This is a genomic window from Cypionkella sp. TWP1-2-1b2 (genome assembly GCF_049896245.1).
GTDB lineage: Bacteria > Pseudomonadota > Alphaproteobacteria > Rhodobacterales > Rhodobacteraceae > Cypionkella.
Window position 1 is genome coordinate 23,558 of the sequence record NZ_JAFCTX010000042.1, and the last position, 11,201, is coordinate 34,758.

An 11,201-nucleotide genomic window follows, 5' to 3' on the forward strand; every position below is an offset into this window, starting at 1 on the left:
AACGCCGGGGCTTGCGTTGCAGGGATTGTTAACGGATTCTGCCGCAAATAGGCCAAAGGCAGATGGGCAGGGCATGAAGTATACGTCGCTTAATCAGTTTCTGGTCGAGGCGAAGTCGGCTTTGGCAAAAGGGCCGTTGGCGCTGGTGTTTGCCGAAGATGCGGTCGAGGTCGATACCACCATCCGTCACCACCTTGAGGCTGGCTTTGCGCAGCTTGCGCTGTTTGCACCCGACAGCATCGTGGTCGCAGCAGAGCTGGAGGCGAAAATTCACCGCATCCCTTATGAAGCCCCGACGGTGGAGGCTTTGGTGGAGGCCGTGAATAAGGTGATCGCCGCCGCCCCCGGCATCTGGCTGTATTACTGCTACAATGCCGAATATCTGTTCTACCCGTTCTGCGAGGCCCGCACGATCCGCGAAATGCTGGCCTTCCATAGCGAAGAACGCCGCGATGCGATGCTGTCTTATGTCGTCGATCTGTATGCCGATGATCTGAACACCTATCCCAATGCGGTGTCACTGGATCACGCACATATGGACAAATCCGGCTATTACGCCTTGGGCCGCCCTGATCTGGCGAACCACAATTACCCGAAAGAACGCCAGCTGGATTTCTTCGGCGGGTTGCGCTGGCGGTTTGAGGAACACATCCCGGTGCCGCGCCGCAAGATCGACCGCATCGCGTTGTTCCGCACAAAGCCGGGGCTGACTTTGCGGCCCGACTTCACTTTGTCGGATGAGGAATACAACACCTATGCCTGCCCGTGGCACCACAATATCACCACCGCCATCGTCAGCTTCCGCACCGCGAAAGCCCTGCGGTCAAACGCGGGCTCTCGCTTTGATATCCATGATTTCAAATGGCACAACTCGACGCCGTTTGATTGGCACAGCCAGCAGTTGATGGATTTGGGCCTGATGGAGCCGGGGCAGTGGTTTTAAGCCAATGCGGCGATGGCGTTGAGTTGCGCCAAGTGGCCGTCGTCTAGCGTCAGGCTTGCCGCCGCGATATTGCCGCGCAGATGGGCGCGGCGTGAGGTGCCGGGGATCAGCAGCATGTTCGGGCTGCGTTGCAACAACCATGCGAGGGCCACCGCCTGCGCGGTTTGGCCGAGATCATCCGCCACCTGCTTTAGCCCATCGCTTTGCAGCGGGGTGAAGCCGCCCAGCGGGAAGTAGGGCACATAGGCGATGCCATCCGCAGCCAGCGCGTCAATCATCGCGTCATCGGCGCGGTGGACCAGATTGTAATGGTTCTGCACGCAGACAATCGGCGCAATATCGCGGGCGATCTGAAGCTGGGCCACATCCACCGTGCTGACGCCGATATGGGCAATCAAGCCTTCGTCTTGCATATGCCGCATCACCTGCATTGGGGCCGCGATGTCATCGGTGGGCCCCCCCATCCGCAGGTTCACAATCGCCATCTGGTCAAGGCCCAGCCGCTTCAGGTTATCCTCAACCGATTTGCGCAGGAAATCCGCGCTGCGGTCCAGATTCCAGCCGCCTTTGTCATCGCGCCAGGCACCGATTTTGGTGACCAGCACCAGATTGGTGGCATAGGGGAACAGGGCCTCGCGGATCAGGTCGTTGGTCACAAATGGCCCGTAGTAATCGCTGGTGTCGATGTGATCGACGCCCAAAGCCAAAGCCTCGCGCAGCACAGCGCGGGCTTCATCTGGGTCAGCGGGTGGGCCGAAAGCATGGTGGCCTGCCAGTTGCATCGCGCCATAGCCCATGCGGTTGACGGAAATCTCGGTGCCGGGAAAGGTGAAACGTCCGGCGGCTGCGGCTGTCTGTGTCATGGGGTTGCTCCTGTTGATGAGTGCTACATAGCCGTTCGGCAGAAATTGATAATCCGCCCGAATCCGAATAGGTTGATCGGCATGTCGAACAATGCCGCCTCGCTGGATGATCTACAGGTGTTCCTTGCCGTGACCGAGGCGGGCGGCTTTCGCACCGCTGCACGCCGCTTGGGGCTTTCGGCCTCGACCGTCAGCGAAACCATCACCCGGTTGGAGGCCAGCATCGGTGCGCCCTTGCTGACCCGCACCACCCGCTCTGTGATGCCAACCGAGGCGGGGCGTACCCTTGCCGCCCGGATCGCGCCACTGTTGTCCGAAGCCCGCGCCGCTTTGAACGATGCGCAAAGTTCGCAGAGCGAAATACGCGGGCGGCTGAAGCTGAACGTGCCGGGGGCGGTGATGGTGGATATCCTGCCGCCGCTGCTGGACCGATACATGGCGCGTTACCCCGAGGTTCGGGTCGAGGTGGTGGTGGACGATCGCCTTGTCGATGTCACCGCCGCCGATTGCGACGCGGGCATCCGCTATGGCGAGCATCTGGCGCAGGATATGATCGCGGTGCCGATTGGCCCCGCCGTCCAACATGCCGCACTGGTCGCCGCACCGTCTTATCTGGCGGCACGCGGCACACCGCTGCACCCCACTGATCTTGCCATGCATGACTGCATCCGCACCCGCTTTTCCAGCGGGGCGCTGACCGACTGGACGTTTCAACGCGGGGCCGAGGTGATAGCACTTGATCCGCCTGCAAAGCTGATCCTTGGCACCGTCGCATCCGCCGCCGCGATCAACCTTGCCATCGGTGGACGCGGCCTGATCTTTGCCTTTCAGAACTGGCTGCAACCGCATCTGGACAGTGGCGCGTTGGTGGCGGTGCTGGCCGACTGGTGGCCAGAATTTGACGGTCCCCGGCTGTACTTTTCGAGCCGTTTCATGCCCGCCCCGCTGCGGGCATTCGTGGACCTGGTGGCCGAAGATCGCGCCAAACAACCCAGCCTTAGGCCAGCGCAGCCCGGTTGACGATCAGCCCCGGATCAAGCCTGCCCGCAAAGAAATCCAACACATTCTGCACCGATGCCACCGCCATCCGCTCGGCACTTTCTGCCGTCAACCCGGCGATATGCGGCGTCAGGATCACCTGATCAAACCGCAGCAGCGGATGATCCGGCAAGGGGGGTTCGGACTCAAACACATCCAGCCCCGCAGCAGCGATCTGACCCGCGCGCAAGGCCTGCGCCAAGGCGACCTCATCGACAATGCCGCCGCGCGCGGTGTTGATCACCATCGCCCCCGGCTTCATCTGCGCCAATTCCGCCGCGCCCAAAATCGGGCGGTCCGCCTTCGGCAGATGCACCGAGACGACATCGGCCCACGCCAGCCCGTCAGGCAGCGCAGCCACCGGGGCAACCGGACCCTCCGGCCAGCCCTGCGCCGCAAGGTAAGGGTCGTAGGCGCGAATTTCCATGCCAAACCCCGCCGCCATCCGCGCCAGATGCCGCCCGATCCGGCCATAGCCGAGGATCAACAGGCGCTTGCCGGAAATCTCGACGGCCTCCAGCCGATTGCGCCAGCCCCACGGCCCCTGCCGGGCGCGGGCATCCGCCCGGATCAGGCGTTTCGCACAAGCCAAGATCAGCATCATCGCATGTTCGGCGACCGAAACCGAATTCACATCGCCGACAATGCACAAAGGTATCTGCCGCGTATTCAGCGCCGCCAGATCGACCGCATCATAACCAACCCCGTGCCGCGAGACGATTTTCAGCCGGGATGCCAAGGCGACAGATTCAGCGCCCATCGGCTGCGTGCGGATCACCAGCGCATCGGCGCGGCGCAGATACGGCTGATAGGATGCCTCCGAAATCTCCTCAATATGGTCAAAACTCACCCGCTCCGCCGCGTCCAACAGCGCCAACCCTGCCGGGTGCAACTTGCCCGCCACCACGATATGCGGCATCAATAGGCACCCTTTTCGACCTTGGCCTCACCCTGTGTCAGATCGCGAAACCGCGTGACAGCGGCCCCCGCCGCCGCCGCCAGAAAGCGACTGTCGCCGCCAACGGTGGTCAGATCAAAGCCCCAGCCAATCGCGCGGGCGGCATAATCTGGCGTGCCGCAATGTAGCCCAGCGCGCAGACCGCGGGCTTTGCAGGCGGCGAGAATCTTCTGGATGGCCGCGATCATCTCGGGTTCTTCGCGGTCAAACCCCGGAGCCAGCCTACCCCCGGTTAGCGACAATGTCAGATCGGCAGGCCCGATATACAGCCCGTCCAACCCCGGCGTAGCGGCAATCGCATCCACATTCGCCAAAGCCTCGGCGGTCTCAATCATCGCGAAGCCAAGGATGTTATCGTTCGCCTCGCCCGCGTAATTCGCCCCCGCCGCAAAGCTTACCCGCGTGGGGCCAAAACTGCGCTGGCCCAAGGGCGGATAGCGCAGGTAGCTGACAAAGCGCGCCGCATCCTCGGCCGTGTTCATCATCGGGCAGATGATGCCATACGCCCCGGCATCCAGCGCCTTCATCACAATTCCCGGCTCGTTCCACGGCACGCGGGCCATCAGCACAGCACCTGACGCCCGCATCGCCTGAAACATCGGCAGCAGGTTGGAATAATCCAGCGCGCCGTGCTGCATATCAATGGTCACAGAATCGAAACCCTGCGCCGCCATGATCTCGGCGGTGAACGGGTTGCCGATGCTGCACCAGCCATTGATTGCAGGCTTACCTGCCGCCCAGAGCGCTTTCAGTTTGTTCGCGATCATGCCCATCCCTCCAATCGACTTTGCAACAATCTTTGCAAAACTTTGCCATTGTCAATAATCAATTCAGATGGCTATGATCTGCCCGAGTTCTCAGGAGGAATCCGCATGTCTACCGACACAATACGCCTGACGATGAGCCAAGCGCTTGTGCGCTGGTTGACCGTTCAGATGACCGAAATCGACGGCCAAAAAGTGCCGCTGTTTGCAGGCGTGTTCGGCATCTTTGGCCATGGCAATGTCACCTGCCTGTCCGAGGCGTTGGAGGCCGTGCAAGACCAACTGCCGACATGGCGCGGTCAGAATGAGCAGTCGATGGCGCTCGCCGCGATTGGCTTTGCCAAGGCGAAACGGCGGCGGCAGATCATGATTGCCACGGCGTCGATTGGCCCCGGCGCGTTGAACATGGTGACGGCGGCGGGCACTGCCCACGCCAACCGTTTGCCAGTTCTGTTGATCGCGGGCGACACGTTCAGCAACCGCCTGCCCGATCCGGTGCTGCAACAGGTGGAGCATTACAGCGATCCGACGCTGACGGTGAATGACGCCTTCAAAGCCGTCACCCGCTATTGGGATCGCATCACCCATCCGGCGCAAATCCTGTCCTCGCTACCGCAAGCCGTCGCGGCGATGCTGGACCCGGCCGATTGCGGCCCGGCCTTCATCGCCTTGCCGCAGGATACGCAGGAACTGGCGTTTGAATATCCTGCGGTGTTCTTTGAGGAGCGCCTGTGGACCATCCCGCGCCCGCGCGCCGACCGTGCCGCTTTGGCGCAAGCCGTGGCATTGCTGAAATCCGCCAAAGCACCGCTGATCATCGCAGGCGGCGGTGTGCGCTATTCCGGGGCTGAAGTTGCCGTTGCCGAGTTTGCTGTTGCGCGTGGGATTCCGGTTGTGGAAACCAACGCGGGCAAGGGAGGGCTCACGCATTACCACCCGGTGCATTGTGGCCCGATTGGCATTATCGGCTCTGCTTCGGCCAATGCGCTGGCGGCAGAGGCGGATGTGATCGTGGCGATCGGCACAAGGTTGCAGGATTTTACCACCGGATCGTGGACGGCGTTTGCCAAGGATGCCCGCTTTATCAGCATCAACGCCGCACGCTATGATGCCACCAAGCACCGCGCTTTGACGGTGGTGGGGGATGCCTTGGAAACCGTGACCGAGCTGAACGCGGCCCTTGGCGATTGGCAAGCGGACCCCGCACTTTTGCCCCGCGCCAAGGCGTTGTTCGCCGCATGGGATGCGCTGCTGGATGCCCACCAAGCCCCGACCAACACGCCTGTTCCAACCTATGCGCAGGTTGTGCATCAGGTGAACCTGGCGGCGGGCGAGCATGATACGCTGATCTCTGCTGCGGGCGGCCTGCCCGGCGAGGTTGCGAAAGGCTGGCGCGTCAAAGCCCCGCATAGCTTCGATCTGGAGTTCGGATTTTCCTGCATGGGCTATGAGATTGCCGCAGGCTGGGGCTGTGCGATGGCGCAAAGCGGCCTCGGAGCAGTTGGTGGCACGCCCATCGTTATGATCGGCGATGGCACCTATATGATGATGAATTCTGACATCTATTCCTCGGTGCTGTCGGGTCACAAAATGATCATCGTGGTGTGTGACAATGACGGCTATGCGGTGATCAGCCGTTTGCAACAGGCCAAGGGCGTGCCGGGGTTCAACAACCTGCTGAAAGACAGTCGCATCCTGAACCCCTCGGCCCCGCTGCATGTCGATTTCGCAGCCCATGCGAGCGCAATGGGGGCCGCAAGTCGCCATGTCGAAAGCCTGTCCGACCTTGCCGCAGCCCTCGAATGGGCCAAAACCACCGACCGCACCACGGTGATCTCGATCACCACCGACGCCTATGCTTGGCTGCCCGGTGATGCAGATTGGGATGTCGGCGTGCCTGAGGTATCCATCCGTGAGGGCGTGCGCCAAGCCCGCGCCCATCAGGAAGAAATCCGCGCCAAGCAGCGCATCGGAGTTTGATATGACCGCCAAACCACTTTTGAAAGCCAAACTTGGCATCGCCCCTATCGCATGGTGGAACGATGATCTGGCGGAACTGTCGGACGATGTGACGCTGGAAGAATGTCTGCGGCAGGCGTCCGTGGCAGGCTTCACCGGCATGGAAACCGGACGGCGCTTCCCGATGGATATGACCGAGTTGGGGCCGATCCTGAACCGCTTTGGCATCTCAGTCTGTGGCGGTTGGTTCTCTGGCACCGTGCTCGACGATGGTATTGCTGCGAACAAAGACCGCATCCGCGCCCAGATGGATTTCTTCATCGCCGCAGGTGCGCCTTGTATCGTTTATGGCGAGGTGGCGCGCTCGATCCAAGGCGACTGCTCCAAACCCCTCGCCAGCAAAACCAAGCTGTCGGAAGACCAAATTCGCGCCTATGCGCATGATATGACTGCCTTTGGCGAGTGGTGCGCGGATCAGGGGATGCCTTTGTCCTATCATCACCACATGGCGGCGGTGATTGAGACCGAGGCCGAGCTTGATCTGTTCATGAAACACTCCGGCGCAGGGATTCCGCTGCTGTTCGATGCAGGCCATATGGCTTTCGCGGGCGGCGATGTACTGCGGGTGCTGGACAATCACCACAAACGCATCAGCCATGTGCATACCAAAGACGTGCGGATGTCGGTGATCAACGGGCTGGATCGGTCGCGCGAAAGTTTCCTTGATGCGGTGATGAAGGGCGCGTTTACCGTGCCGGGCGATGGCTCATTAGACTTTGAAACCATCGTCAAACGCTGTGCCTCTTACGGCTATGAAGGCTGGTTTGTGGTTGAGGCCGAGCAAGACCCCAAGGTCTCGCCACCGCTGGAAATGGCGCAGAAAGGTCATAAGGAACTGCTGCGCGTCATGGCAGCCGCTGGCTATGAGGTGATGCAATGACCTTCTCGGGCAACCGGATGGACGGCAAAATCTGCGTCGTCACCGGGGCAACGCAAGGCCTTGGTGCTGCCATCGCCCACCGTCTTGCCGCAGCCGGGGCGGCGGGCATCATCGTCACCGGGCGCAATGCCGCGCGGGGCGAGGCTGTCGCGCAAGCCCTGCACCAAACCCACGGCACCAAAGCGCATTTCATCGCCGCCGATTTCGGCATCGTGGACGATTGCCGCGCCGCCATTGCGCAGACCGACCGTCTGTTTGGCCGCATCGACGTGCTGGTCAACGCGGGAGCTTTGACGGATCGCGGCACCATTCTGGATACCTCTCCCGAATTGTTTGACCGGATGTTCGCCGTCAACGTCCGTGGGCCGTATTTCCTGATGCAAGACGCGATCAAGCTGATGATCCGTGACGGGGTTCAGGGGGCGATTTGCAACATCGGTTCCATCTCGGCCCTCGCAGGTCAGCCCTTCATCAACGCCTATTGTGCCAGCAAAGGGGCGCTGACCACCCTGACCACCAACAGCGCGTTTTCGGTGATGGCCAACCGCATCCGGGTCAATCAGCTTAACATCGGCTGGATGTCGTCGGACCACGAACGCGAACTGCAATCCGCAACAGGCGGGGCGGATTGGGAGGCTGAGGCCGCAGCCAAACTGCCTTTTGGTCGCTTGGTTGACCCCGCCGAGGCTGCCCGCGCGGTGAACTTTCTGGTTTCGAACGACGCTGGCCTGATGACCGGGGCTGTGGTCAATTTCGATCAATCTGTCTGGGGCGCAGTTGCGGGCGGAATGCCGGTGCCGGACGGCCCGATGACGCTGTAGCAAGGCCCGCTAGGTCGCTGTCACAATCGGAATACGCGGCGCGCCTGCGGTCTTTTGCAGCCGCGCCGCCAAGGCCACCGTCAGGGCCTGCGCCAGACAAATCGGGGCGGCCAAAGACCGCGAAAAGGTATATTCATGCTCTGGCACCGCGAACAACACCTGCGCGTTCTTTGCCAAGGGCGACAAAGTGCTGTCACTGATCGCGACAATCGGCACGCCCCTCGCTGCGACTTCCTCGACGATATTCACCACCTCGGTCGCATAAAACCGAAAGCTGACCGCGAACAGCAGATCGCCCGGCTGCATGGTGCGCGCCATATGGGTGGCCAAACCGCCGCCGGGGTCCAGCAAAACCACCCGTTTGCCCAGCATGGTCAGCACATAGCGCAGCAAATCCACCACTGGGGCAGAGCGCAACTGCCCCAGCAGATAGATCGTCTGCGCTGCTTCCATCAGGTCCACCGCGCGCGAGATTTGCGCCCCGTCAATCGAGGCCAGCAGATCCTGCAACGAGGTCAAATCCCGCACCACCAGATCGCGCAGAAAGCCGATCTCGGAATGATCCGCCCGCGCGCCCAGTTCCGCCTCCAGCGCCCGCACCCGCGCGTCAAAACCGGGGGCTGCAGTGGACAGCCTGCGCTGAAACAACACCTGCAATTCCTTGAAACCCTTGTAGCCCAAAGCCTGCGCAAACCGCACGAAGCTGGAGGCATGCACATCGCATTTCGCCGCCAGCGCCGTGACGCTCAGCACCGCCACATCATTCGGGTTCTGCGTCAGATAGCGCGCGATGATCTGGTAGGATTTGCTCATGCCGTCGTAGCGGTCGTGAATGACCCGGATCAGGTCTTCATAGCTGTGCGGAACATCGGCGTCTTGCATCTGGAAACCACCCTCTATGCTGTTTCCTATGACAACCCCGCGCGATTGCAACAGAATTCACCGCGCCGCCCGCTGATGGCTTTTGACGAGGCTTTGAGCCTGCCAAAGATCGCGCGCTTGACCAAACCAAGCCGCAACCCTATCGCGGATTTCACCCTCGTTGCCGCAGTTTACCCCCCAATAAGGACGCCCCCAGATGAGCAAACCAAAACTCCGCATCGGCCTGATTGGCACCGGCTTTATGGGCAAGGCGCATGTGTTTGGCTTCACCTCGGCCCCACGGGTGTTCGAGCTTCCCTGTGATCTGGAATTGCACACCGTCGCCGACATCACCGATGAGGCCGCCGCGCGGGCGGCGCAGACTTTGGGCTTTGCCCATGCCACCTCTGATTGGCGCACCATCATGGCGGACCCCGAGATTGATCTGGTGTCGATCACCGCGCCCAACGCCTTGCACAAGGAAATGTCGCTGGCCGCGATTGCGGCGGGCAAGCATGTGTATTGCGAGAAACCATTGGCCCCGATGGCGGCTGATGCGCTGGAAATGACCCTCGCCGCCGAGGCTGCGGGGGTGAAAACCCAAGTCGGTTTCAACTATCTGTGCAACCCGATGCTGGCGCTGGCGCGGGATATGATTCAGGCGGGCGAGTTGGGTGAGATCAGGGGTTATCGTGGTCTGCACGCCGAAGATTACATGGCGGATGCCAACGGCCCCTATGGCTTCCGCCACGACCCGGCGGGCGGTGGGGCTTTGGCTGACATCGGCTCTCATGCCCTCGCCACCGCCGAATTTCTGTGTGGTCCGATTACCCGTGTGATGGGCGACGTTGTGACAATGATCGCCGAGCGTCCCGATGGGCGCGGCGGTCGCAAAGCGGTGACAGTGGACGATGTGGGCCGCGCCTTCCTGCGGTTTGAGAATGGCGCAACAGGGTCGATTGAAGGCAACTGGATCGCCACCGGCCGCAAGATGCAGCATGATTTTGAGGTCTACGGCACCAAGGGCGCGCTGGCGTTCAGCCAAGAACATTTCAACGTTCTCAATTACTTCTCTACCGCTGATGCCAAAGGCCGACAAGGCTTCCGCCGCATTGAAGCTGGGCCAGATCACGCCCCCTACGGCCTGTTCTGCGTTGCCGCTGGCCACCAGATCGGCTTAAACGACCTGAAGGCGATCGAGGTCGCGGGCTACATCAACGCCATCGCAGGCAAGGCTCCCGAACCGTTCAACTTCCGCAAGGGCCTGCGGATTCAGACCTTGGTGGAGGCTATCCAAGCCTCGTCGAAAGCGCAAAGCTGGCTGGATGTGGTCTAGGCCGCAAAACCGCCGCCACCTGTCGCTGTTCGGATTGACAGTGCCGCGCAAACCCGGTCTTTTGCGCGGGATGGTTCCGGCAGGTGCAAGCTGCGCCGGATGAAAAGGGAATACGGTGTGGTGTAGGCATTAGCCGCCAAATCCGTGACTGCCCCCGCAACTGTAAGCGGTGAGCGAACCTGCAAAGTCCACTGCCCCGATGGGGTGGGAAGGCGCAGGCAAGCCACGACCCGCGAGTCAGGAGACCTGCCATCATAGCCGAAACAACCGACCGGGCGGGGCGCCTGGGGAAGGATGCTATGATGAATACGCACGGGCCCGCGCAGGCCCAAGAACCTGCCATGCGGCAGAGCGCGAAACGTGACCAAATTTTGGTCTGCCAAAGCTGTCGCCACAAAGACAGCCCGTGCCTTCCCGGCCTTGCGCTGCTGGAAAAGCTGCAGGTGGCAGTGGCGCAGGCCAAGGGGCTGGCGGCAGATTTTGAGATTTCCGGCACCGCCTGTATGGCGGGCTGTGATCGGCCCTGCACCGTGGCGTGGCGCGCCACAGGCAAGGCGACATGGCTGTTCGGCGATGTTGACCCGGACGCCGATATTGATGCTTTAGAGCAAGTCACCTTCAATCGGGACCATATCCTGCGGCTTTGAAGTAGTTTCTGCATTCCTGGCTATGGAATAGATCGCAGACTGCACCGACGGCGGTCCAGAGGGCTTGGTAC

11 protein-coding genes and 1 riboswitch are annotated in these 11,201 nt (G+C 61.4%); of the genes, 7 read left to right on the forward strand and 4 right to left on the reverse strand.

Features of this window, described 5'->3' with window-relative positions; translation table 11 throughout:
* Positions 1 to 73: 73 nt before the first annotated feature.
* Complete coding sequence (locus ACP7AP_RS20320) at positions 74 to 943, forward strand: hypothetical protein (protein ID WP_426037136.1); 870 nt, start codon at positions 74 to 76, stop codon at positions 941 to 943.
* Here the strand turns inward: ACP7AP_RS20320 and ACP7AP_RS20325 are convergent.
* Positions 940 to 1,806 (reverse strand): oxidoreductase, encoded by an 867-nt coding sequence (locus ACP7AP_RS20325; RefSeq protein WP_426037138.1) that lies wholly within the window; start codon positions 1,804 to 1,806, stop codon positions 940 to 942. The genes ACP7AP_RS20320 and ACP7AP_RS20325 overlap by 4 nt on opposite strands.
* Positions 1,807 to 1,887: 81 nt before the next feature.
* Between ACP7AP_RS20325 and ACP7AP_RS20330 the strand changes: the two genes are divergently transcribed.
* The gene (locus ACP7AP_RS20330; RefSeq protein ID WP_426037140.1) at positions 1,888 to 2,826 is read left to right on the forward strand and encodes a LysR family transcriptional regulator; all 939 of its coding nucleotides are present in this window, start codon (positions 1,888 to 1,890) and stop codon (positions 2,824 to 2,826) included.
* Here ACP7AP_RS20330 and ACP7AP_RS20335 read toward each other — a convergent pair.
* Together ACP7AP_RS20335 and ACP7AP_RS20340 are read right to left on the reverse strand one after the other, a co-directional pair.
* Positions 2,804 to 3,763, reverse strand: a complete 960-nt coding sequence (locus tag ACP7AP_RS20335; RefSeq protein WP_426037142.1) for a hydroxyacid dehydrogenase — start codon at positions 3,761 to 3,763, stop codon at positions 2,804 to 2,806. The two genes, ACP7AP_RS20330 and ACP7AP_RS20335, sit on opposite strands and share 23 nt — an antisense overlap.
* Positions 3,763 to 4,569, reverse strand: coding sequence for an HpcH/HpaI aldolase family protein (locus tag ACP7AP_RS20340; RefSeq protein ID WP_426037144.1), 807 nt, complete (start codon positions 4,567 to 4,569; stop codon positions 3,763 to 3,765). Before ACP7AP_RS20340 ends, ACP7AP_RS20335 begins: the two co-directional genes overlap by 1 nt.
* A 105-nt stretch (positions 4,570 to 4,674) precedes the next feature.
* Here ACP7AP_RS20340 and iolD point away from each other — a divergent pair, with 105 nt between their 5' ends.
* The 3 genes from iolD to ACP7AP_RS20355 are packed head-to-tail and all read left to right on the forward strand — an operon-like array spanning position 4,675 to position 8,286.
* The gene (iolD, locus tag ACP7AP_RS20345) at positions 4,675 to 6,546 is read left to right on the forward strand and encodes a 3D-(3,5/4)-trihydroxycyclohexane-1,2-dione acylhydrolase (decyclizing) (protein WP_426037146.1); all 1,872 of its coding nucleotides are present in this window, start codon (positions 4,675 to 4,677) and stop codon (positions 6,544 to 6,546) included.
* Position 6,547: 1 nt separating this feature from the next.
* A complete protein-coding gene (gene iolE / locus ACP7AP_RS20350) occupies positions 6,548 to 7,465 on the forward strand; it encodes a myo-inosose-2 dehydratase (RefSeq protein WP_426037148.1) in 918 nt (305 codons plus the stop codon).
* Complete coding sequence (locus tag ACP7AP_RS20355; protein WP_426037150.1) at positions 7,462 to 8,286, forward strand: SDR family oxidoreductase; 825 nt, start codon at positions 7,462 to 7,464, stop codon at positions 8,284 to 8,286. Before iolE ends, ACP7AP_RS20355 begins: the two co-directional genes overlap by 4 nt.
* 9 nt (positions 8,287 to 8,295) lie before the next feature.
* On the opposite strand, the gene ACP7AP_RS20360 is transcribed toward ACP7AP_RS20355, so the two are convergent.
* Positions 8,296 to 9,168: a MurR/RpiR family transcriptional regulator gene (locus tag ACP7AP_RS20360; RefSeq protein WP_426037152.1), complete on the reverse strand. Its 873-nt coding sequence runs from the start codon at positions 9,166 to 9,168 to the stop codon at positions 8,296 to 8,298.
* Positions 9,169 to 9,364: 196 nt separating this feature from the next.
* On the opposite strand from ACP7AP_RS20360, the gene ACP7AP_RS20365 reads away from it, so the two are divergent.
* Positions 9,365 to 10,483 (forward strand): Gfo/Idh/MocA family protein, encoded by a 1,119-nt coding sequence (locus ACP7AP_RS20365; RefSeq protein ID WP_426037154.1) that lies wholly within the window; start codon positions 9,365 to 9,367, stop codon positions 10,481 to 10,483.
* A 54-nt stretch (positions 10,484 to 10,537) separates the two neighbouring features.
* Positions 10,538 to 10,751, forward strand: a riboswitch (cobalamin riboswitch).
* A 34-nt stretch (positions 10,752 to 10,785) separates the two neighbouring features.
* Positions 10,786 to 11,130: a DUF1636 family protein gene (locus ACP7AP_RS20370; RefSeq protein WP_426037156.1), complete on the forward strand. Its 345-nt coding sequence runs from the start codon at positions 10,786 to 10,788 to the stop codon at positions 11,128 to 11,130.
* Positions 11,131 to 11,201 lie beyond the last annotated feature (71 nt).